This window comes from Rhodococcus sp. IEGM 1305, from assembly GCF_030058635.1.
Taxonomy (GTDB): domain Bacteria; phylum Actinomycetota; class Actinomycetes; order Mycobacteriales; family Mycobacteriaceae; genus Rhodococcus_F; species Rhodococcus_F opacus_D.
Genome location: NZ_JASHKX010000021.1, coordinates 31,708 through 53,463, shown reverse-complemented (window position 1 = coordinate 53,463; position 21,756 = coordinate 31,708). Strand labels below are relative to the sequence as shown.

At 68.6% G+C, this 21,756-nt stretch carries 19 protein-coding genes and 1 pseudogene; 5 read left to right on the top strand and 15 right to left on the bottom strand.

Going from position 1 to position 21,756, the window contains the following annotated elements; all coding sequences use genetic code 11:
* Positions 1 to 82: 82 nt before the first annotated feature.
* From stf0 to cysC, 3 genes are read left to right on the top strand one after another with little or no spacing between them, the layout of a single operon-like run.
* Entirely contained in the window at positions 83 to 886 is an 804-nt protein-coding gene (stf0, locus tag QM693_RS24775) for a trehalose 2-sulfotransferase (protein WP_283353692.1), read from the top strand.
* A complete protein-coding gene (gene cysD / locus QM693_RS24770; protein ID WP_283353691.1) occupies positions 883 to 1,821 on the top strand; it encodes a sulfate adenylyltransferase subunit CysD in 939 nt (312 codons plus the stop codon). Before stf0 ends, cysD begins: the two co-directional genes overlap by 4 nt.
* Entirely contained in the window at positions 1,821 to 3,704 is a 1,884-nt protein-coding gene (gene cysC, locus QM693_RS24765; RefSeq protein WP_283353690.1) for an adenylyl-sulfate kinase, read from the top strand. The genes cysD and cysC overlap by 1 nt, the downstream gene beginning before the upstream one ends.
* On the opposite strand, the pseudogene QM693_RS24760 reads toward cysC, so the two are convergent.
* The 8 genes and pseudogenes from QM693_RS24760 to QM693_RS24730 form a co-directional block, all read right to left on the bottom strand.
* Positions 3,701 to 5,177: pseudogene (locus QM693_RS24760) on the bottom strand (UDP-N-acetylmuramoyl-L-alanyl-D-glutamate--2,6-diaminopimelate ligase). The gene cysC and the pseudogene QM693_RS24760 overlap by 4 nt on opposite strands.
* Before the next feature lie 56 nt (positions 5,178 to 5,233).
* Positions 5,234 to 6,613, bottom strand: coding sequence for a sulfatase family protein (locus QM693_RS24755; protein ID WP_283353689.1), 1,380 nt, complete (start codon positions 6,611 to 6,613; stop codon positions 5,234 to 5,236).
* Between the two features lie 25 nt (positions 6,614 to 6,638).
* Positions 6,639 to 7,652, bottom strand: a complete 1,014-nt coding sequence (locus QM693_RS24750; protein WP_009473975.1) for a sulfate/molybdate ABC transporter ATP-binding protein — start codon at positions 7,650 to 7,652, stop codon at positions 6,639 to 6,641.
* Positions 7,649 to 8,455: a sulfate ABC transporter permease subunit CysW gene (gene cysW / locus QM693_RS24745; RefSeq protein WP_009473976.1), complete on the bottom strand. Its 807-nt coding sequence runs from the start codon at positions 8,453 to 8,455 to the stop codon at positions 7,649 to 7,651. Before cysW ends, QM693_RS24750 begins: the two co-directional genes overlap by 4 nt.
* Positions 8,452 to 9,291: a sulfate ABC transporter permease subunit CysT gene (gene cysT, locus QM693_RS24740; protein WP_280782465.1), complete on the bottom strand. Its 840-nt coding sequence runs from the start codon at positions 9,289 to 9,291 to the stop codon at positions 8,452 to 8,454. Before cysT ends, cysW begins: the two co-directional genes overlap by 4 nt.
* A 49-nt stretch (positions 9,292 to 9,340) precedes the next feature.
* Positions 9,341 to 10,372, bottom strand: a complete 1,032-nt coding sequence (locus QM693_RS24735) for a sulfate ABC transporter substrate-binding protein (RefSeq protein WP_283353688.1) — start codon at positions 10,370 to 10,372, stop codon at positions 9,341 to 9,343.
* Between the two features lie 180 nt (positions 10,373 to 10,552).
* Positions 10,553 to 10,681, bottom strand: a complete 129-nt coding sequence (locus QM693_RS37895; RefSeq protein ID WP_368681004.1) for an Ms4533A family Cys-rich leader peptide — start codon at positions 10,679 to 10,681, stop codon at positions 10,553 to 10,555.
* An 87-nt stretch (positions 10,682 to 10,768) separates the two neighbouring features.
* Positions 10,769 to 10,951: a hypothetical protein gene (locus QM693_RS24730; RefSeq protein ID WP_005247996.1), complete on the bottom strand. Its 183-nt coding sequence runs from the start codon at positions 10,949 to 10,951 to the stop codon at positions 10,769 to 10,771.
* Between the two features lie 86 nt (positions 10,952 to 11,037).
* Between QM693_RS24730 and QM693_RS24725 the strand changes: the two genes are divergently transcribed.
* Positions 11,038 to 12,993: a glycoside hydrolase family 15 protein gene (locus QM693_RS24725; RefSeq protein ID WP_283333633.1), complete on the top strand. Its 1,956-nt coding sequence runs from the start codon at positions 11,038 to 11,040 to the stop codon at positions 12,991 to 12,993.
* Between the two features lie 25 nt (positions 12,994 to 13,018).
* Here the strand turns inward: QM693_RS24725 and QM693_RS24720 are convergent, their stop codons facing one another.
* Together QM693_RS24720 and lepA are read right to left on the bottom strand one after the other, a co-directional pair.
* The gene (locus QM693_RS24720) at positions 13,019 to 13,957 is read right to left on the bottom strand and encodes an NAD(P)H-dependent flavin oxidoreductase (RefSeq protein WP_283353687.1); all 939 of its coding nucleotides are present in this window, start codon (positions 13,955 to 13,957) and stop codon (positions 13,019 to 13,021) included.
* A gap of 56 nt (positions 13,958 to 14,013) precedes the next feature.
* On the bottom strand, positions 14,014 to 15,906 hold the full coding sequence (lepA, locus tag QM693_RS24715; RefSeq protein WP_280782419.1) for a translation elongation factor 4: 1,893 nt from the start codon (positions 15,904 to 15,906) through the stop codon (positions 14,014 to 14,016).
* Positions 15,907 to 15,971: 65 nt separating this feature from the next.
* On the opposite strand from lepA, the gene QM693_RS24710 reads away from it, so the two are divergent.
* A complete protein-coding gene (locus QM693_RS24710; protein WP_283353686.1) occupies positions 15,972 to 16,535 on the top strand; it encodes a type II toxin-antitoxin system PemK/MazF family toxin in 564 nt (187 codons plus the stop codon).
* A gap of 5 nt (positions 16,536 to 16,540) precedes the next feature.
* Here QM693_RS24710 and QM693_RS24705 read toward each other — a convergent pair whose 3' ends face one another.
* The 5 genes from QM693_RS24705 to QM693_RS24685 form a co-directional block, all read right to left on the bottom strand.
* Positions 16,541 to 17,302, bottom strand: coding sequence for an SGNH/GDSL hydrolase family protein (locus tag QM693_RS24705; RefSeq protein WP_283353685.1), 762 nt, complete (start codon positions 17,300 to 17,302; stop codon positions 16,541 to 16,543).
* A gap of 131 nt (positions 17,303 to 17,433) precedes the next feature.
* Positions 17,434 to 18,207 (bottom strand): aquaporin, encoded by a 774-nt coding sequence (locus QM693_RS24700; protein WP_283353684.1) that lies wholly within the window; start codon positions 18,205 to 18,207, stop codon positions 17,434 to 17,436.
* Between the two features lie 64 nt (positions 18,208 to 18,271).
* Positions 18,272 to 19,102, bottom strand: coding sequence for a transglutaminase family protein (locus QM693_RS24695; protein ID WP_105415044.1), 831 nt, complete (start codon positions 19,100 to 19,102; stop codon positions 18,272 to 18,274).
* 8 nt (positions 19,103 to 19,110) lie between these two features.
* Positions 19,111 to 20,082 carry an alpha-E domain-containing protein gene (locus QM693_RS24690; RefSeq protein WP_283333628.1) on the bottom strand — a complete coding sequence of 324 codons (972 nt, stop codon included), beginning with the start codon at positions 20,080 to 20,082 and terminating at the stop codon, positions 19,111 to 19,113.
* Positions 20,082 to 21,704 carry a circularly permuted type 2 ATP-grasp protein gene (locus tag QM693_RS24685; RefSeq protein ID WP_283353683.1) on the bottom strand — a complete coding sequence of 541 codons (1,623 nt, stop codon included), beginning with the start codon at positions 21,702 to 21,704 and terminating at the stop codon, positions 20,082 to 20,084. Before QM693_RS24685 ends, QM693_RS24690 begins: the two co-directional genes overlap by 1 nt.
* Positions 21,705 to 21,756 lie beyond the last annotated feature (52 nt).

Genomic DNA, 21,756 nt, shown 5'->3' with positions numbered 1-21,756 from the left:
CAGAAAATGCCAAGTGTTTCAATCACGCTAATTCGATTTCCTCCAGATTTCGGCACCGAATTTCGCGTTTATAGTTTCCGGCATGTCGGAGCCACGCTCATATCTCGTCTGCGCATCACAGCGCAGCGGCAGCACTCTGCTCGTCGAATCTCTTCGCGCCACGACCGTCGCCGGCAACCCCGAGGAGTTCTTCCAATACCTGCCGTCCACCAGTCGATCACCGCAGCCGCGGCAGTGGTTCGAGGGTGTCACCGACGAGGCGGTGCTCTCGCTGCTCGCCCCGCTCGAACCGGGGACCGCCGACACCCGCACCGCGGAGCAGTGGCGCGATCAACTGCTCAGCCTCGGTCGCACTCCCAACGGGGTGTGGGGCGGAAAGCTGATGTGGAACCAGGTGCCGCTCGTCCTCGACCGCGCCGCCGGACTTCCGGACCGCTCCGGTGACGACCTGCGGTCCGCCCTGGACGACATCCTGGGCCGCGACCTCGCCTTCATCCATGTCTACCGGCGTGACGTCGTCGCGCAGGCGGTGTCGATGTGGCGGGCGGTGCAAACTCAGGTGTGGCGCGACGACGCCACCCCACCCGCCCCGCACGACGGCGCCGAGTACCACGCGGGCGGCATCGCCCACCTCGTCCGGATTCTGCGCGATCAAGATGAGCAGTGGCGCAACTGGTTCGAGGTCGAGGGACTCGACCACATCGACATCGGTTTCGACGATCTCGTCGCGGCGCCCCAGGCGACGGCGGCGAAGGTGCTCGTCGAACTCGGCCTCGACGCCGATCTCGCGCCCCCGCCGCCGCTGAAGCGGCAGAGCGACGGCCGCTCCAAGGAATGGGTTCTGCGGTATCGGTCCGACGCCGCCGCGAACGGACTTCCGCTGTGACCGCCATCGGCGCCGCGGCGCCGCTGGACAGCGCCGCACGGCTGGACGAACTCCGTGCGCTGGAGGCGGAGGCCGTGCACATCATCCGCGAGGTGGTCGCCGAACTCGAGCGACCGGTTCTGCTGTTCTCGGCCGGCAAGGACTCGATCGTGTTGCTGCGGCTGGCGGAGAAGGCGTTCCGGCCGTCCCCGTTGCCGTTTCCCGTCCTGCACGTCGACACCGGGCACAACTTCCCCGAGGTGATCGAGTTCCGCGATCGCCGGCTCGCCGAGGACGGTCACCGGTTGATCGTCGCGTCGGTGCAGGAGTCGATCGACAGGGGCCGCGTCACCGAATCGGGCGGGCCCGGCACGTCCCGGAACCGGCTGCAGACCCGCACCCTGCTCGACGCCCTGGAGGCGCACCGTTTCGACGCCGCGTTCGGCGGCGCGCGCCGCGACGAGGAACGCGCCCGCGCGAAGGAGCGGGTGCTCAGCTTCCGCGACGAGTTCGGGCAGTGGGATCCGCGTTCGCAGCGGCCCGAGCCGTGGTCGCTGTACAACGGGCGGATTCGCCGAGGTGAGCAGGTCCGTGTGTTCCCGCTGAGCAATTGGACCGAACTCGACATCTGGCGCTACATCGAACTGGAGAACCTCGCGCTGCCGTCGATCTACTTCGCCCACGAGCGGCAGGTGTTCGAGCGCGACGGCATCCTGCTGGGGTTGTCCGAGTACACGCTGCCCACCGAAGACGAACTGGTGCAACGGCTCCGGGTGCGGTACCGCACGGTCGGGGACCTGACGATCACCGGCGCCGTGCGCTCGGACGCCGGCGACGTCGCCGGCGTGATCGAGGAGATCGCCGCGGCCACGGTCTCCGAACGCGGCGAGACCCGGGCCGACGACAGAACTTCCGTTGCCGCGATGGAAGACCGCAAGCGCGAGGGGTACTTCTGATGACCACCACCGGCCGGCCCCGTCAGCTGCTGCGGCTCGCCACCGCGGGCAGCGTCGACGACGGCAAGAGCACCCTGATCGGACGGCTCCTCCACGACACGGGCAGCCTGCCCACCGACCACCTCGAGGCGGTGACGAACGCCGACGGCGAGGCGGACCTCGCCGCCCTGTCCGACGGGCTGCGCGCCGAACGCGAACAGGGCATCACCATCGATGTCGCGTACCGGTTCTTCTCCACGCCGACCCGCAGTTTCGTGCTCGCGGACACGCCGGGGCACGAACGGTATACCCGCAACATGTTCACCGGTGCGTCGAACGCCCACGTCGCCGTGCTGCTCGTGGACGCCCGCGCCGGGGTGCTCCGGCAGACCCGACGCCACGCCCGGATCGCCGACCTGCTCGGCGTGCCGCACCTGGTCGCGGTGGTCAACAAGATCGACCTCGTCGACTTCGACGAGACCCGGTTCAAGGAAGTCGAATCCGAACTGGGTCTGCTCGCGCACCGGCTCGGCGGCCGCGACCTCACGGTGATCCCGGTGTCCGCCACCCGCGGCGACAACGTCGTCACACGGTCGGATTCGACACCCTGGTACGACGGGCCCACGATCCTCGAGTATCTCGAAGAGGTGGAACTCGCCGCACCGTCCGCGGTCCCGTCCGAACTGCGACTGCCGATCCAGTGGGTGGCGCGTCCCACGGACGATCGGCGACGCCGCTACACCGGCCGGCTGTCCGCGGGCACCCTGTCCGTCGGCGACGAGGTGGTGGTCCTGCCTGCGGGTTCCCGCAGCACGGTCACCATCCTCGACACCCTCGATCCGAACCGGTCCGTCGCGGTCGCCCCGCTGTCGGTGTCCTTCGAACTCGCGGACGACCTCGACGTGGCCCGCGGCGACCTCGTCGTGAGCGCCGCCGCCGACGCGACCGCACCCGTCCCGGCCCGCGAGATCGACGCGACCGTGTGCTGGCTGAGCGAGACACCGCTGCGGGCAGGCGACCGGGTGGCGCTCAAGCACACCTCCCGCACCGTGCGCGCCACCGTTCAGGAATTGCACACCCGGCTCGATCCGGAAACCCTCGAAGAGCACGACTCCCCCAGCGAACTCGCCCTCAACGACATCGGCCGGATCACGCTCCGGACGAGCACGGTGGTGCTCCCCGACCCCTACGCCACCAATCGCGACGCCGGCGCGTTCATCCTCATCGACGAGCAGAGCAACGACACCGTCGGCGCCGGAACCGTCGGCGAAGCCCGGGAAGTCGTGCCCGGCGAACAGACCCGGCACGACATCAAGTGGCACCCGTCATCACTGGAACGGGATCGGCGCTGGTCCGCGACCGGGCAGCGGGGCGCCACCATCTGGCTCACCGGGCTGCCGGCGTCCGGGAAGTCGACGGTGGCGGTCGCACTCGAGCGGACCCTCGTCGACGCCGGACGAACCGCGTACCTGCTGGACGGCGACAACGTACGGCACGGCATCTCGGACGACCTCGGGTTCTCGCCCGGCGACCGGGCCGAGAACATCCGCCGCGTCGGTCACCTCACCCGGTTGTTCGCGGACGCCGGGGTGGTCGCCATCGCGTCGATGGTGTCGCCGCTGCGCTCGGACCGCACGATCGCACGGGCGCTCAACGAGGCCGCGGGACTGCCGTTTCTCGAGATCCACGTGAGCACGCCGGTCGACGAGTGCGAACGGCGTGACCCCAAGGGGCTCTACGCCCGGGCGCGCGCAGGCGAGCTCCGCGGCCTCACCGGGATCGACGCCCCGTACGAGGCCCCCGAGAACCCGGATCTCGCATTCGACACCACCGGCGCCGATCTCGACGATCTCGTCGCGCGGATTCTCGCCGAACTCGCCCGGCACGAGACGCCACTGGTCTAGCCGGCGGCGAGCCGCTGGAGTGCCTCCTGGAGTGCGATCCGGTCGTCGAACACACGTCGGCGCGGCCCGTACGCCTGAACCCGGTCGTGCCCACGGCCTGCGACCACCACGACGTCGCCCGGCGAGGCGAGGGTGACGGCGGCGACGATCGCCTCGGCGCGGTCGGGGACGACGAGCACTTCGGCGTCGCCACCACTGCGTGCACCTCGCGCCACGTCCGTCGTCGGAGTACGGACTCTCGTCGGTGACGATGACCGTGTCGGCGAAACGGGCCGCGGTCGCGCCGAGCGGCACCCGCTTGCCGGGGTCGCGCTCACCGGTCGCCCCGACGACGGCGATGACCCGGCCTCGCGTCAGCGAGCGGAGGTACGGAAACAGACGTCGCTGACCGGCCGTGTTGTGCATGTAGTCGACGAACGCGAGGAATGCCTGGCCCGCGTCCACTGCCTCCAGGCGTCCGGGCACGGTGTCGAGGTTCTCGATCCCGGCGACCGCGGAGTCGAGGTCCACCCCGCGAACCGCGAGGGCGGCGATCGCCGCGAGTGCGTTGTCCACCTGGTGCACTCCCAGTAGCCGGAGCCGCACCGGTTTCGGCGCCCCGGCGCCGTGGAGCGTGAACGACGTACCGCCCTCGTCCGCGTGCACGGCGGACGCGGAGAAGTCGGACGCGGTCGTCCTCGACGAGAACGTCACGCGGGGCACGGTGACGGTGGCGGCGAGGCGGCGTCCGAACTCGTCGTCGACGCCGACGGCTGCCGCGGCGCAGCGCCCCGGTTCGAACAATCGGGCCTTCGCCGCGAAGTACGCGTCCATGTCGGGGTGGAAGTCCAGATGGTCGCGGGCGAGGTTGGTGAACACCCCCACCCGGAACGACGTTCCGTCGATTCGGTGCAGGGCGAGGCCGTGGCTCGACACCTCCATCGCGACGGCCCCGATCCGGTGCTCGGCGAACGCGGCGAGGGTCTGCTGGAGCTCGCATGCCTCGGGCGTGGTCCGGGTCGCGGTGCGTGACCCGTTCGGTCCCCGGACGGCGATCCCCGTCATCATGCCGGTGCCGACACCTGCCGCACGCAGTCCCGCGTCCAGCAGGTACGCGGTGCTGGTCTTCCCGTTCGTCCCCGTCACACCGTAGACGTCGAGTGCCTCGGACGGATTGCCGTACACCCACGCTGCCAACGGACCGAGAGCACGACGCGGATCGTCCACCACGATCGTCGGCAGGATGTCCGACCCGCGGTCGCTGAGCATCGCGACAGCACCGCGCGCCGCGGCCTCGACCGCGAACTCGATCCCGTGCCGGTGCCGCCCCGGCAGCGCCGCGTACACGTCGCCGGCCCGGACGAGACGAGAGTCCTGGCTGATACCCGTCACCGCTGCCTCGCCGGACCCGGAGAGTGTCGCCGAGTAGCCGAGGCGGCGCACCATCTCGCGCAGCAGCTTCGGCGGAGTGCACCGCGGGCAGTCGACGCTCACACTTCCAGTGCACCACTGCCGCGCAGGTCGCGAGCACGGAACCGCATCATCCGCCCCTACGTGGCTACACCGCTCCGCGGCTCGTCGAGAATTCCGCGGTCCGAACTGTAGGCCGAACGCACGTCCGGCACCCGCTCGAGAGTGGCGAGGTATTCCTCCATGGCCTTCCGGGCGTACGCCGTTCCCTCTTCCTCGCTCGGGATCGAGTCGCCCGTGGCCCGTCGCCACGTCGCGAGTTCCAGCGCCAATTCGGCCTGCGTCCCGGCGAAGTCCTCGGTGTCGGCCAGGTTGTCGCGTTCGCCGGGGTCGGCGACCAGGTCGTAGAGTTCCCGGCTCGGACGCGGCCGGAGATGCTCGGTGCCCAGCGCCGCACCGGACAGGCTGTTCTCGATGTCGAGGGGAAGATCGAGCTTGGGCCGAGGCGCGTAATTCTCGATGTAGCTGAACTGCTTGGTGCGCACCGCGCGAATGGGATCGAAGCTGTCGTGGAACGTCTTCTCCGTGAACAGGACGTCGCGTGCCGCCGACTCCGACCGGCCCAGCAACTGCCCGGCGTGGGAGACACCCTCCACGGCCGCGGGGATCGGGACGCCGAGCAGTTCGAGAAGGGTGGGAACGAGATCCACCCCGCTGAACAGGTCGTCGTAGACGCGAGGCGACGCCCGCAGCCTCCGCGGTGGGCGGATGAGCGTCGCAATTCCGGTGCCCGGCGCATACAGTGTCGACTTCGCACCGGGGAACGCCTCGCCGTGGTCGGTGAGGAACACGACCCACGTGCTCTCGTCGAGCCCCTCGGCGTCCAGCGTCTGCAGCAACCTGCCGACGGCCGCGTCGGCCACCTCGATCGACCCGTGGAATCCGGCCAGATCCTCACGGACCTCCGGCCGGTCGGGCAGGTACGACGGAACGTCGAAACCCTCGGGATCGGCGGGGACATACCTGTCGACCGGGTACGGGCGGTGCGTCTCGAAGAAGCCGGCGGTCAGCAGGAACGGTTGCGGAGGGAACCGCGACAGCCACCTCGACGCCCGATCGGTGACGTATTCGCAGTACGAATTCGTCACGTCGTACTCGTGGAAGCCGAGCCGCTTGGGATACGCGGTCTCGTGCTGCATCCCGAACAGGGACGTGTACCAGCCCGCCTCCGCCAGCAGGGACGGCAGCGTGCGGACGTCGTCGTGGTACTGCCAGCCGTGGTGTGCGAGGCCGATCAGCCCGTTGCTGTGCGGGTACCGGCCCGAGAACAGGGCGCCACGCGACGGCGAGCACAGCGGCGCCGCCGCATGCGAGTCCGTCAGCAGCACACCCTCCGCGGCGAGCCGGTCGAGGTTCGGACTACGTACCCCGGACGCGCCGTAACACCCGAGGTGACGGCCCAGATCGTGCCAGTGCACGATCAGAACGTTGTCACGGACGGGATTCACCGGGGTCGCCACAGTCGCCTCCTACATCGGCGGGGAGTTACAGGGAGACCGGAACTTCGGCCTCCGGGAGTTCGGGAGCCCGCGTCGCCCGCGCGTACACGGTCTCGCCTTCCTGCAGGCCGAGTGCCGCGCTGTCGCCGCGAGTCACCTGCGCCGAGAAGGGTTCGCCGGTCGCCTCGTTACGCAGATCCACCCGCACCTCGAATCCCAGGTGCACCACTCGCTCCACGGTGGCCCGGGTGACGCCGAGCGATTCGGCCGTGCCTGCCTCCTGGGCGAGGGCGAGGTCGGGATCGCGGCCGAGGCGGATGTCGTGCGGCCGGACCAGCTGACCGTTGAGCTTGGCCACCGACCCGAGGAACGACATCACGAAATCGTTGTGGGGGCGGTCGTAGAGGTCCTCCGGTTCACCGATCTGCTCGATCCGGCCCTTGTTGAGGACCGCGATCCGGTCGGCGACGTCGAGCGCCTCCTCCTGGTCGTGGGTGACCAGCACGGTGGTCACGTGCACCTCGTCGTGCAACCGGCGCAGCCAGGTGCGCAGGTCCGTGCGGACCTTCGCGTCGAGCGCGCCGAACGGCTCGTCGAGGAGAAGCACCTTCGGGTCCACGGCCAGGGCCCGCGCGAGCGCCATCCGCTGACGCTGACCGCCGGACAGTTGCGCCGGATAACGGTGCTGGAAGCCGTCGAGGCCGACGATCTCGAGAAGCTCGTTGACCTTCTTGTCGATCTCCGGCTTGGGCCGCTTGCGGATCTTCAGGCCGAACGCGACGTTGTCGCGCACCGTCATGTGCTTGAACGCCGCGTAGTGCTGGAACACGAAGCCGATGTCCCGCTTCTGCGGGGAGATGTCGGTGACGTCGTTCCCGCCGATCACGACGGTGCCGGAGTCGAGGGACTCCAGCCCGGCGATGGATCGGAGCAGCGTCGACTTGCCCGAGCCACTGGGCCCGAGGAGCGCGGTCAGCGAACCCGAGGGGATGTCGATCGTGACGTCGTCGAGAGCAGCAAAGGACCCGTAGTTCTTCCGGGCGCCGGTCACGGTAATCATGTGGTGCTCCTCTTGCGGTCGAGCAGGGTCATCAGAAGCAGGGTGATCAGCGCAATCCCCATCAGCAGGGTGGCTGCGGAGTAGGCACCGAACGTGTTGTGGTCGTCGATGTAGCGCGAGTGCACGAGCAGGGTCAGGGTCTGCGACACACCGGGGAAGCCCGAGGACACCATGATCACCGCACCGAACTCGCCCAGCGAGCGGGCGACGGTCAGGACCACACCGTAGGTGAGGCCCCAGCGGATGGCGGGCAGTGTGATCAGCCAGAACGTCTGCCAGCGGCTCGCACCGAGCGTCGCGGCGGCCTGTTCCTGCTCCTCGCCGATCTCGTGCAGGACGGGCTCCACCTCCCGCACGACGAACGGCAACGTCACGAAGAGGGTGGCGATGACCATGCCGGGAAGCCCGAAGATCACCTTGAACCCCAGCGATTCGAGCCCGCCGAACCAGCCGTTGGCACCCCACAGCAGGATCAGTGACACACCGACGACGATGGGTGAGACGGCGAACGGCAGGTCGACCACCGCCTGCACCAGGCCGCGGCCGGGGAAGCGGCCCCGGACCAGCGCGAGGGCGGTGACGATCCCGAACACCACGTTGACCGGGACGACGATGGCCACGATCAGCAGGGACAGGTTGAGTGCGGAGATCGCGGCGGGGGTGCTGATCGACTCGATGAAGGCGCCGATCCCGTTCTCGAACGTGCGGAACAGGATGATGACGATCGGCACCACCAGCAGGCCGAACAGATAGAGCAGCGCGACTGCACGCAGGGTGATCCGGGTGGACCCCGAGAGCTTCATTCCGCCTGCTCCTCACGACGCTGCCCCCGGCTGGCGAAGACCCGGAGGGCGAACAACGTCACGAACGCGATGGCCAGGAGAGCCACCGACACGGCCGCCGCGGCGGCCGGCCGATCGATTTCGATCTGCTGTTGAATGTACTGGGAGGCGACCTGGGTCTCTCGGGGAATGTTTCCGCCGATCAGGACGACGGACCCGTACTCGCCGATCGCGCGGGCGAATGCGAGCCCCGCGCCGCTGATGATGGCCGGAGTCAGGGTGGGCAGCACGACGCTCCGGAAGATCGTCCAGTTGTCCGCGCCGAGTGAGGCCGCGGCTTCCTCGACTTCCCTGTCCACCTCGATCAGCACCGGCTGCACCGAGCGGACCACGAACGGCAGCGTCACGAACGCCAATGCCACGATCAGACCGGGCTGCGTCGCGTTGAGGTGGACCCCGATCGGGCTCTCCGGGCCGTACAGCGACAGCAGCACGATGCTGGCCACGATGGTCGGCAGCGCGAACGGCAGGTCGATCAGCGCGTTGACGGCCCGCTTGCCGGGAAATTCGTCGCGCACCAGCACCCATGCGATGAGCGTGCCCATGATCACGTTGATCACGGCCACCACCACCGACACCACGACGGTGACGCGCAGGGACGCCACCGCCACGGGCGAGGTGATCGCGTCCACGAAGCCGCCGATTCCGTCGCCGAACGAGGCCACGGTGAGCGCGGCGAGTGGCAGGACCACGATGATGCTCAGCCAGAGTGTCGCGATACCGATGCCGAGCGGTCCCACCGCACCGGTGACCCGGGCGACCTTCTTGCGCGTAGGCGGAACGGGCGGAGACGGCACCGTGGTGCCGCGTCCGCCCGTCGCCGTCGTCGTGTCGCTCACGTCGGTCTTACTTGGTTGCGTTGTCGTAGATCACTGCGATGGACCCGGTGTCCTTGGCGAACACCTCGGAGTCGACCTTGGACCAGCCGCCGAGATCGGCGATGGTCCACAGCTTGGCCGGTTCGGGGAACTTGTCGGCGAACTCGGTTGCCACCGCGGGATCGACCGGGCGGAATCCGGCCTCGCCCCACAGCTTCTGGCCCTCGGTGGTGTAGAGGAAGTCCTTGAACGCGTTGGCCTTCTCCAGGTTCTTGCTGTTCGACAGCACCGCGACCGGGTTCTCGATCTTGAACGTGGTCGGCGGGGTCACGTGCTCGACGGGGTCACCGTTGCCCTCGATGAACAGCGCCTCGTTCTCGTAGCTGAGCAGCACGTCACCGGTGCCCTGCAGGAACGCCTCCGACGCCTCGCGGCCCGACTTCGGCTGAATCTTCACGTGGTCGTTCACCAGCGACGTGATGTAGGCCAGACCGGCCTCCGGGTCCTGGCCGCCGTTGCTCTTCGCTGCGTACGGTGCCAGCAGGTTCCACTTCGCGGATCCGGAGCTGAACGGGTTGGGGGTCACGACCTCGACGTCGGGCCGCAACAGGTCGTCCCAGTCGCGGATGTTCTTCGGGTTGCCCTCGCGCACGACGATGGTGACGACCGAACCGAACGGAATCCCGTTGTAGGCGTCCTGGTTCCAGCTCTTGTCCACCAGGCCGGCGTCGACGAGCCGCGTGATGTCGGGTTCGACGGAGAAGTTGACGAAGTCGGCCTCGGCGCCGTCCTTGACCTTGCGGGACTGGTCACCGGAGGCACCGTAGGACGGCTGGAAGGCCACGCCCTTGCCCTCGTCGGTGGCGTTGAACGCGGGGATCAGCTTGTCGAAGCCCGGCTTCGGCACGGCGTACGCGTACAGGTTGATGGTGCCCGCACTGCCGTCGGCACCGGCCGAGTCGCCGCCGACGGTGTCGCTGGCGCCGCCGCTGCACGCGGTCAGCGCCACAGCTCCGAGCGTCACGAGGGCCGTGAGAAGACTACGAGAACGGCGTTTCATGGGAGAAACCTTCCTGGGGATCTGTCACAGAGGGGTGGTGCACAAACTTGGGAGGGGGTTCGAGAGGAGGAACGCAGGGATCGCCCGAGCGGAATCAGGAATGCGAACGAAAATCAGCAGCGCGAGACCGGTCGAGCGTGCACGGTGTCACTCGCGCGCAGTGCTGTGTGCGAGGAAAAATCAACAACAGTCGATGTCGGCGACTGCGAGCATGCCGACAGCGATCAACGCCAATTCATGGCGGACCTGGTGTACAGCGGCTTCAGACACGCCGTGGACTGTAGCAGAGGCTGAACCAACCGCCCACATCGAACGGGATTTACCGGGTGACCAGCCATGCGACGACGACGAGGACGAGCAGCGCGAGCAGCGCGAGTGTGACGCGTGAGCGCGGCATCAGGGTTCCTCCACCTTCGACACGTCCCGCCTGAGCAGGACGAAGACTGCGGCCAGGCCACGATCGAGCAGCCACGCCAGTCCTCGGCACACCGGCACCATCACCAGCAGCACGAGGGCGACCTGCGGAACGAACGGGAGCCCGGCGATCCACAGCTCGAAGCCGTCCCACCAACTCGCCATCCGGTCCACCGTGCCACCCTATCGTTCGCCGGCACGTGGTCGGCGCACAGGTGGACGCCGCGACGACGACGGCCGATGATGAGCAGATGGTGTCTCTCGATGCGCACTCGGACGACCAGCCCCGCTCTGCCGCGCATCGTCACCGTCGCGCGTTTCCGCCGATCGACGATTACGCGTTCCTGTCGGACTGCGAGACCACGTGCCTGATCGCCCGGAACGGGGCGGTCGAGTGGATGTGCATCCCCCGGCCCGACTCCCCCAGCGTCTTCGGCGCCGTCCTCGACCGCAGCGCCGGCCACTTCCGGATCGCGCCGTACGGGCAGAACGTGCCCGCCGCCCGCCGCTACCTGCCGGGCGGACTGATCGTCGAAACGACGTGGCAGACCGAAACGGGGTGGCTCATCGTCCGCGACGCACTCGTGCTCGGCCCGTGGCACAACGTGGAGCAGCGGTCCCGCTCCCATCGCCGCACCCCCACGGACTGGGATGCCGAACATGTCCTGCTGCGGACCGTCAAATGCGTGAACGGCACCGTGGATCTCGAGATGAGCTGCGAGCCCGCGTTCGACTACCACCGCGGCGACGCGGTGTGGGAGTACACGGGCAAGGTCTACGAGGAAGCCACCGCCACCTGCAAGTCGAGTGGTGCGGGCGACCACCCCACACTCCGGCTGACCAGCAACATGAAGCTCGGGCTGGAAGGGCGCGAGGCCCGGGCCCGGACCCGGATGGTCGAGGACGACAACGTGTTCGTCGCACTGTCCTGGTCGCACATGCCTGCGCCGCAGACCTATGACGAGGCTGCCGAGAAGATGTGGCAGACGGCGAAGTTCTGGCGGGAATGGATCACGACCGGCCGCTTCCCCGACCACAAGTGGCGTGGCTACCTGCAGCGCAGCGCCCTGGCGCTGAAGGGGTTGGCGTACGCCCCCACCGGCGCGCTGCTCGCCGCGTCGACCACGTCGCTTCCGGAAACCCCCGGGGGCGAACGAAATTGGGACTACCGCTACGCATGGGTGCGCGATTCGACATTCGCACTGTGGGGGCTGTACAGCCTCGGACTCGACCGGGAGGCCGACGACTTCTTCGCGTTCCTCTACGACGTGTCCAGTGCCGACGACGGCAAGTACCGGCCGCTGCAGGTGATGTACGGCGTCGGCGGCGAGCGGAAACTCGTCGAGGAGGAACTGCCGCACCTGTCCGGCTATGACGGCGCGCGTCCGGTGCGGATCGGAAACGGTGCGTACGACCAGGACCAGCACGACATCTGGGGAACGATCCTCGATTCCGTGTACCTGCACGTGCGATCGCGTGAGCGGGTGCCGGAGACGCTGTGGCCGATGCTCAAACGTCAGGTCGAGGAGGCGATCGAGCACTGGCAGCTCCCCGACCGCGGCATCTGGGAGGTGCGCGGCGAGCCGCAGCACTTCACGTCGTCGAAGATCATGTGCTGGGTGGCGCTCGACCGGGGCGCGAAACTCGCCGAGCAGCAGGGCGAGACGAGTTATGCGGACCGGTGGGCCGACCTCGCCGACGAGATCAAGGCCGACATTCTCGAGCACGGCGTCGACGCACGCGGAGTCCTCACCCAGCGTTACGGCAGCGACGAACTCGACGCCTCACTCCTCCTCGCTCCGCTCCTGCGGTTCCTGCCCTCGGACGACCCGCGCATACGCGCCACCGTGCTCGCCATCGCGGACGAGCTGACCGAGGGCGGGCTGGTGCTGCGCTACCGGGTGGAGACCACGGACGACGGGCTCACGGGCAAGGAGGGCACGTTCACCATCTGTTCGTTCTGGCTCGTGTCGGCGCTCGTGGAGATCGGCGAACTCGACCGCGCGAAGCGCCTGTGCGAGCGGCTCCTCGGGTTCGCCAGCCCCCTCGAGTTGTACGCGGAGGAGATCGATCCCGAGTCGGGTCGGCACCTGGGTAACTTCCCGCAGGCGTTCACCCATCTGGCGTTGATCAACGCGGTCGTCCACGTCATCCGCGCCGAGAAGGCCGCGGCGAGCGGCTTCCACCCTGCCCACTACACGGGGTGATCCGGCCGAGACCTGCGACTCCGGACTACTCCGCGAAACGGTGCAGCAACCGCTCCGCGTCGGCCGCGATCTGCCGTACCACGACACCCGCCGGCCGCTCCGACGTGACGAGACCAGCCGCCTCCCCGGCGTACACGACACCGAGGTCGGGATCCGCGGGGTCGTAGGCGGCGGCGAGTTCGGTGTCCGGGGCGTTCTCGCCGTGCCAGCGGGACGTGAACGCGTTGCTCAGGGCCCGGCCACCCCACCGGGCCGGCCACGGCTGGCTGCGCGCCTGGTCGAACACCGACGTGTACACGGTGTCCGCGCTGCCCGCCGCGATCAGCCTGCCGCGGGCGTACTCCGGTCCGATGGTCTCGGGGCTGGCCAGCAGCGCGGTCCCGATCATGGCGCCCTCCGCGCCGGCGGCGAGAACGGCGGCGAGACCACGGCCGGTCGCGATGCCGCCCGCGGCGAGCACGGGCAGCGCGGTGGAGTCCAGGATCTCCTGCAGCAGGGGCAGCGTCCCGATCCGGCCGGTGTGGCCGCCCGCCTCGCCGCCCTGGGCGATGACGAAGTCGACGCCCGCCGCCTCCACGACCCGCAGATCGTTGATCGTGTTCACCTGCGACACCACGAGCGCCCCGGTAGCGTGCACCCGCTCCACATAGGGCGCGGGATCGCCGAACGACAGCGACACGATCCGCGGGTTCTCCGCCAGCGCGGCGTCGAGCAGGGCGTCGTCGTCGTCGAGCGCCCAGGTCATCAACCCGATGCCGAAGGCGTCGCCGCCGATGCTCCGCGCGACCGCCGTCTCCTTCGCCACCCACTCCGGGGTGGCGTAGCGCGCCGCGCCGAGCAGGCCGAGCCCGCCCGCCTTCGACACCTCGCCGACGAGGGCCCCGCCGGCCCGTCCGCCCATCGGGGCGCCGAGGATCGGCACCTCGATTCCCAGTGTCCGGGTGAGCCAGGTTTCGAGGGCCACGTGCGCACCTACTTTCGATCAGACGTCGACGGAGGAGAACAACCGAGCGGTCGGTGCTACTTCTTCGGCTTGTCCCCGACCGATTCGGACGACAACGCGGCCACGAAGGCCTCCTGCGGAACCTCGACCCGGCCGATGGTCTTCATCCGCTTCTTGCCTTCCTTCTGCTTCTCGAGCAGCTTGCGCTTACGGCTGATGTCGCCGCCGTAGCACTTGGCGAGCACGTCCTTGCGGATCGCGCGGATGTTCTCACGCGAGATGATCTTCGAGCCGATCGCCGCCTGGATCGGCACCTCGAACTGCTGGCGGGGAATCAGCTCACGCAGCTTCGACGTCATCCGTCCGCCGTACGCGCCGGCCGCGGATCGGTGCACGATCGAGGAGAACGCGTCGACGGCCTCGCCTTGCAGCAGGATGTCCACTTTCACCAGATCGGCCTGCTGCTCGCCGGCCTCCTCGTAGTCGAGGCTGGCGTACCCCTTTGTCCGCGACTTCAGGGCGTCGAAGAAGTCGAACATGATCTCGCCCATGGGCATCTCGTAGCGAAGCTCGACCCGGGTCTCGGACAGGTAGTCCATGCCGCCGAGTTCGCCGCGCCGGTTCTGGCAGAGCTCCATGATCGCGCCGATGAACTCGCTCGGCGCGATGACGGTGCACTTCACCATCGGCTCGTATACCTCGCGGATCTTGCCCTCCGGCCAGTACGACGGGTTGGTGACGACGTGCTCGGAGCCGTCCTCCATCACCACCCGGTACACCACGTTCGGCGACGTCGAGATCAGTTCGAGCCCGAATTCGCGCTCGAGGCGGTCGCGGGTGATCTCCATGTGCAGCAGTCCGAGGAATCCGCAGCGGAATCCGAATCCGAGCGCCACCGACGTCTCCGGCTCGTAGGCCAGGGCGGCGTCGTTGAGACGCAACTTGTCCAGGGCGTCGCGCAGCACCGGGTAGTCCGAACCGTCGAGCGGGTAGAGGCCGGAGTAGACCATCGGCTTGGGGTCGCGGTAGCCCACGAGGGGTTCGGTCGCACCGCCCCGCGCCGCGGTGACCGTGTCGCCGACTCGCGACTGCCGGACGTCCTTCACACCGGTGATGAGGTACCCCACCTCGCCGACGCCGAGGCCGATACTGGCCTTCGGTTCGGGCGAGATGATGCCGACCTCGATCAGGTCGTGGGTGGTGCCCGTGGACATCATGGTGATCTTCTCGCGCGGCGAGATCCGGCCGTCCACGACGCGCACGTAGGTGACGACTCCGCGGTAGGCGTCGTACACCGAGTCGAAGATCATGGCGCGCGCCGGACCGTCAGGGTCGCCGACGGGGGCGGGGATCTGCCGCACGACCTCGTCAAGCAGTTCCTTCACCCCGATGCCGGTCTTGCCGGACACGCGCAGCACGTCACCCGGCTCGCACCCGGTGATGTGTGCGATCTCCTCGGCGTACCGGTCCGGGTCGGCGGCGGGCAGGTCGATCTTGTTGAGCACCGGGATGATGGTGAGGTCCTTCTCCATCGCCAGGTACAGGTTGGCGAGCGTCTGGGCCTCGATGCCCTGCGCGGCATCCACCAGCAGGACCGCACCCTCGCAGGCCTCGAGTGCGCGGGAGACCTCGTACGTGAAGTCGACGTGCCCGGGGGTGTCGATGAGGTGGATGACGAACTCCTCGTCGCCCACCTTCCACGGCAGCCGGACGTTCTGCGCCTTGATCGTGATGCCGCGCTCGCGCTCGATGTCCATACGGTCGAGGTACTGGGCGCGCATCTGCCGCTCCTCGACCACACCGGTGAGCTGAAGCATGCGGTCGGCCAGGGTCGACTTGCCGTGATCGATGTGCGCGATGATGCAGAAATTCCGGATCCGGGCAGGATCCGTGAACGTCTTGTCGGCGAAGCTGCTGATGGGGGACCCCTTACCTGGACCGGCACCGGCCCGGTTCCGGGCCACTGTCACCTGTCAGGATATCCAAGCCACCGCGTTGCGGCTGCCGCGGCATACACGCACTAGGCTCGGCGGCCATGGCGAGCACGTGGAGCAGCATCGGGAAGACGTTGGGCCGACTTGCACGGGACAAGGGCCCGCAGCTGATCCAGGCGCTGCAGAAGTCCGGCGCGCTGGACCGCGCGGCCGGTGTCCTGACCGGGTCGACGGCCGCCGCGCCGAAGCCGGCCCCGGGTCGTCCGGTCACCGCGAATTCCGCCCCGACGGCCCATCGGGCACGGAAGGTGGAGTACTCCCCCGACCTGGACGGTCGCGCGGATCCGGGCGAAATCGTCTGGACGTGGGTGGCATACGAGGAGGATCCGAGCCAGGGCAAGGACCGGCCCGTGCTCGTCGTCGGACGTGACGGCGACACCCTGCTCGGGTTGATGCTGTCCTCGCAGAGCAAGCACGACGGCGACCGGGACTGGATCGCGGTCGGCTCGGGGGCGTGGGATGTGGAGGGTCGTCCGAGCTGGATCCGCCTGGACCGGGTGCTGGACGTGCCGGAGGCGGGGATCCGCCGCGAGGGCGCCGTGATGGCACAGGACACGTTCGAGATCGTGGCGCGTCGACTGCGGGCGGACTTCAGCTGGCAGTGACGCCGTCACCGGCGCAGATCGTCGGCGATCATCTCGGCGATCGCAGTCATCGCGAGCGCGTTGGGATGCGCCGGTTCCGCGGGTGACTGCGGCAGGATGCCCTCGAACCACCGCTGCCCCGCCGGCGCGCAGGCGTCGTGCCCACCATCCACGGCGGCCTTCGCGATGTCGATGTAACGCACGCCGTATCTGGCCGCGGCATCGACGTAGATCTGGTTGAAGCGGGCGAAGTATCGCTCGAGCCAAACGGCGTCCGCGTCGGACACGGGCATGTTCGGCCAGCAGCCACGCCGTCCGACGGAACCGCCGTGCCCGATCAGGAAGACCTCGGCGTTCGGTGCCTTCGCGACGATCGCGGCCACCACGGCGTCGACCTGGGGTGCCATCGTCGCGATCCCCTCGACCGCCAGTTGCTCCGCCCGTGGGTTGTCGCGGCAACCGGCATCCGCGCCGGGAACGACAGCGGCGCAGCGCACCGACACGGGCAGGTGATGGGAACCGCCCCCACCGATGCTGAGCGTCACGACGTCCATGTCCGGGCGGAGCGCCTCGATCTGCGGTGGAGCGAATCCCGTCCCCACGAACTGCGGGGTGCTGATCACGTGGGCGGGTTTCGCGGCGGAGCAGGTGACGTCGGTGACGGTGGCCGCACCGATCAGCCGCGCCAGCTTCGCCGGGTAGTTCAGGTCCGGTGATCGCAGGCACAGGTCGCGGTGCTCGGTGAAGTCGATGAGCGGCCCGGCTGCCCGGGAGTCGCCGAGGGCCACGTAGGTCGGTCCCGGCCGCGGTGCGTCCTCGGCGGTCGCGGTCGCAGGGACCGCCCCGGTGAGCGCGAGAACGACGCACGCGAGAAGTGCGGCTCGCAGGTCGCGCCGGTCCGGGACGGGTCGGCCGGTTGTCAGCTCTGCAGTCGGTCGTACCGGCCGAACAGTGACCGGTAGACGAGCGCTCCCACCGCGCCACCGATCAACGGGAACACGATGAACAGCCACACCTGGGCGAGCGCGCCGTTCTGGTAGGGCGCGACGGCGAGGCTGCGGGCGGGGTTGACGGACGTGTTGTCGATCGGGATCGACACGAGGTGGATCACGGCGAGCGTGAAACCGATGGAGACACCGGCGAGGGGGACGTCGGAGATCTGGTCGGTGGAGGCGAGGACCACGAACACGAGCAGCGCGGTGAGCAGGACTTCGACGATCATCGCCGCACCGATGCCGTAACCGTTCTCGATGACCCCGCCGAGCGGTCCCTTGATGGCGGACGGGCTGTGGGCGCCCCAGCCGTTGGCGCCGAGACCGTCGTCGGCCCGGTTGTACGAGGGCAGGCTCTGCGCGATCGCGTACACCACCACACCGGCGACGAGACCGCCGATGACCTGGGCGACGACGTACAACCCCGCCTTCATGACGGACAACCGGCCGAGAGCGAGGTGTCCGACCGTGACGGCCGGGTTGACGTGGCAGCCCGAAATGGGGCCGATGGCGTAGACGAGGAAGAGGAGCGTCAGTCCGAATGCCAGTGCCACACCGAGGTTCCCGACCTTGGCTCCGGCGAAGACCGCCGTACCCACCGCCGCGAAGACCAGTACGAACGTTCCGACCGCCTCAGCTACGTATTTCTTGAGATCCGAGATCGGTTCGACTTCTACGTATTCCTGTGCGGTTGGAGACATTGAACCCACCTTCGTCGAAATGGATCGTTAGTCCTGCTTTCCACAGATAGATCTGGCTGGCACTTTACGCCAGGCGTGTGATCTCCACGACGACTTCGAGATCTGTCGCGCGGCCCCCGGAGAAGATGCCCTTGAGCGGCGGAACGTCCGCGTAGTCCCGTCCGATACCCACCGACACGTGCTGTTCGTTCACCGCGACGGCGTTGGTGGGGTCGTATCCCCACCACGCACCGGTCCACGCCTCGACCCACGCGTGACTCTCCCCCGCCACCGTGTCGTCCACCGCCGCATCGGGTTTCGGGTGCAGATAGCCGGACACGTAGCGACTCGGAATTCCCATGCTGCGCAGAAGAACCAGCGTCAGGTGCGCGTAGTCCTGGCACACACCCTGCCGTTCGGCCCAGGCGTCGACCGCGGACGTGTGGACGCCCGTCGTGCCCGGAACGTAATCCATCTCCCGATGCACCCAGTCCGCCGCCGCGACAACGGCTTCGTCGGGGGTGCGGCCCTTGCGGAGGTCCCGGGCGATGGTGTCGAGCTTTCGGCTGCGCGGCACGAACGTGGTGTTGCTCAGCTGTTCGTTGAACCGGTCGGTGAGCGGAGGGCTGGCCAGCTCGTCCCAGTCCACCTTCTCCTCCGGCTCCCAGAACGGTTCGGTCTCGACCACGGACAGCCCGATTACCTCGAGTTCCCTGTGCGGCGCATGGAGATCGAATGCGGTGACGGCAGTGCCCCAGTAGTCGGTGTAGCGGTACGACCGCGTCGCCGGCGTCGTCTCCACCCGGTTCAGGATCACCGTCTGCCTGCTGTCACCGCGCGGGGTGAGTCGCGCCTCGTTGTACGAGGACGTGACCGGTGCGTCGTAGGCATACCCGGTGGTGTGCACGACTCTCATACGCCAGCTCACAGCTCTCCCTCCACGACGGCGTCGCCGCCGACGGCCCGTGCATCGGTCCACGCCACCCACGGCGCGGCGTGAAAATACTGCAGTGCGATGGCTTCTCCGAGCTCGCGGCAGGTTTCCTGCAACCCCGCGAGCCGATCCTGGAGATCCTCGAGGAGCACGCCGGGCGGCAGGAACTCGAGTTCGCTCCGGGCCCGGCCGAGGAGGCGCTGCGCCTCGGCTCTCGGTCCGACGCGGCTGTCGGGCTGGTGGTCGAGCTCGGCGAGACACAACTCCGCCTGCCGGATGGCGTGGAACACCGACCGCGGAAACAGCCGGTCCAGCAGGATGAACTCGACCACCCGGTTGGCGTCCAGCGCGCCGCGGTACGTGCGCAGGTAGGTGTCGTGAGCTCCCGCGGAACGCAGCACCGTCACCCACGCCGGCGAGGACGGGCGGTCGCCCGCACGGGACAACAGCATCCGCGCGAGCATGTCGACGCGCTCGATGGAGCGGCCGAGCAGCAGGAAGCGGTATCCGTCGTCGCGGCTCATCGTCGAATCGGCCAGACCCGCGAACATCGCCGCGCGTTCCTCCACGTACCGGAAGAACTCGTGCGGCCCGAGACGCTTGGACGCCCGTTCCCGTTCGGCGAGGCCGTTGTACGTGGTGTTGAGGCACTCCCACATCTCGCTGGACGTGACCTCCCGGGCGCCCCGCGCGTTCTCGCGGGCGCTGGCGAGGGAGTCGATGATCGAGCCCACCTGGTTGCGGCTGAACGCCACCAGTTCGGTCACCGACCGGACGTCGAGCTGGGTGTCGGGAGCTTCGATGCCGAGCACCCGCAGCAGCAACCGGGACGTGCGGTCGGGGTCCACCGAGGCGTCGTCGAGCAACTGGTGCACGGCGACGTCGAGGATGCGGGCCATGTCGTCGGCCCGCTCGACGTACCGGCCGATCCAGTACAGCGATTCCGCGTTTCTCGCCAGCATCAGCGATCACCTCCCTGGCCCTGGCCCTGTTGCTGCTGCTGTTGCTGTTGTTGCTGCAGCTGAGTCGTACTGAGTTCGGGTCCCTGCTCGGCCTCGGCGGACTGCGCCGGCTCGGTCACGAGCTCCTCACCGGCGAGTTCCCGCTCCTCGTCGGAACTCCGGCTCGCGAGCACCCACGTGTCCTTGCTTCCGCCGCCCTGGCTGGAGTTCACGACGAGGGACCCCTCGGGCAGGGCCACACGGGTCAGCCCGCCCGGCAGCACCCACACGTCGTCACCGTCGTTGACCGCGAAGGGCCGCAGATCGACGTGCCGCGGCACCAATTCGTCTCCGACCTTGGTCGGCACCGTGGACAGCTGGACGACGGGCTGCGCGATCCACCCGCGCGGGTCGGCCTTGATCTTCCGGGCGATCGTGTTCAGTTCCTTGGGTGACGCGTCGGGGCCGAAGACGATGCCGTAGCCGCCGGACCCTTCCACCGGTTTGATCACCAGTTCGTCGACTCGGTCCAGGACCTCCTCGCACTCCTCGTCGAGCCAGCACCGGAACGTGTCGACGTTCGCGAGCAACGGCTTCTCGCCGAGGTAGTAGTCGATGATCTGCGGGACGTACGTGTAGACGAGTTTGTCGTCGCCGACCCCGTTCCCGACGGCACTCGAGATGACGACGTTGCCCGCCCGGGCCGCGTTCAGGACGCCGGCCACCCCGAGCACGGAGTCCGGCCGGAAGTGCATCGGGTCGAGGTAGTCGTCGTCGATGCGGCGGTAGATGACGTCGACCTGGCGTTCGCCCTCGGTCGTGCGCATGTAGACCATGTTGTCGCGGCAGAACAGGTCACGCCCCTCGACCAGTTCGACACCCATCTGGCGCGCGAGCAGCGAATGCTCGAAGTACGCGGAGTTCGCGACACCGGGTGTCAGCACCACGACGGTCGGGTCGGCCTCGTTGAGGGCGGCGGACGCGCGCAGCGCCCGCAACAGATGGGAGGCGTAGTCGCCGACGGACCGCACGCGGTGCGACATGAACAGGTCGGGGAACACCCGCGCCATCGTGCGGCGGTTCTCCATGACGTAGGACACCCCCGACGGCGAACGCAGGTTGTCCTCGAGTACGCGGAACACCCCGTTCTCGTCGCGGACGAGGTCGATGCCGGCGACGTGGATCCGCACCCCGTTCGGCGGGACGATCCCCGACGCCTCCCGGTGGAAGTGCTCGCACGAGGTGACCAACCGCTTCGGCAGCACGTGGTCACGCAGGATGCGCTGTTCCCCGTACACGTCGTCGAGGAACATCTCGAGCGCCTGCACGCGCTGCTTGATGCCCTTCTCGAGACGCGTCCACTCGGCAGCGGCAATGACCCGCGGGACCAGATCGAGCGGGAAGGGCCGTTCCTGACCGGACAGCGAGAACGTCACACCCTGGTCGATGAACGCCCTGCCCAGGGCGTCGGATCGGGCGGCGAGGTCGGCTCGGTCCGCGGGCTCGAGCGCCTTGAAGACGCCCTTGTACGGCGGGCGGACGGTGCCGTCGCGGTCGAACATCTCGTCGAACGCCAGCCCGTAGCGCCCGACGTCGGCGTACCCGTCGAACACGTGGGCGGGCTTGCGCGGCCGAGCGGTCACCCGTGTCCGCGGCTGGGTTCCCGATGCCTTCGCACCCGCCTGCGTGCTTCCC

Excerpts from the sequence above, each read along its gene's own strand:
- stf0 (WP_283353692.1), top strand. The coding sequence starts at position 83 with ATGTCGGAGCCACGCTCATATCTCGTCTGCGCATCACAGCGCAGCGGC.
- cysC (WP_283353690.1), top strand. The coding sequence starts at position 1,821 with ATGACCACCACCGGCCGGCCCCGTCAGCTGCTGCGGCTCGCCACCGCG.
- QM693_RS24750 (WP_009473975.1), bottom strand. The coding sequence starts at position 7,652 with ATGATTACCGTGACCGGCGCCCGGAAGAACTACGGGTCCTTTGCTGCT.
- cysW (WP_009473976.1), bottom strand. The coding sequence starts at position 8,455 with ATGAAGCTCTCGGGGTCCACCCGGATCACCCTGCGTGCAGTCGCGCTG.
- QM693_RS24735 (WP_283353688.1), bottom strand. The coding sequence starts at position 10,372 with ATGAAACGCCGTTCTCGTAGTCTTCTCACGGCCCTCGTGACGCTCGGA.
- QM693_RS37895 (WP_368681004.1), bottom strand. The coding sequence starts at position 10,681 with ATGTGGGCGGTTGGTTCAGCCTCTGCTACAGTCCACGGCGTGTCTGAA.
- QM693_RS24730 (WP_005247996.1), bottom strand. The coding sequence starts at position 10,951 with ATGGCGAGTTGGTGGGACGGCTTCGAGCTGTGGATCGCCGGGCTCCCG.
- QM693_RS24725 (WP_283333633.1), top strand. The coding sequence starts at position 11,038 with ATGGTGTCTCTCGATGCGCACTCGGACGACCAGCCCCGCTCTGCCGCG.
- QM693_RS24710 (WP_283353686.1), top strand. The coding sequence starts at position 15,972 with ATGGCGAGCACGTGGAGCAGCATCGGGAAGACGTTGGGCCGACTTGCA.
- QM693_RS24700 (WP_283353684.1), bottom strand. The coding sequence starts at position 18,207 with ATGTCTCCAACCGCACAGGAATACGTAGAAGTCGAACCGATCTCGGAT.
- QM693_RS24695 (WP_105415044.1), bottom strand. The coding sequence starts at position 19,102 with ATGAGAGTCGTGCACACCACCGGGTATGCCTACGACGCACCGGTCACG.
- QM693_RS24690 (WP_283333628.1), bottom strand. The coding sequence starts at position 20,082 with ATGCTGGCGAGAAACGCGGAATCGCTGTACTGGATCGGCCGGTACGTC.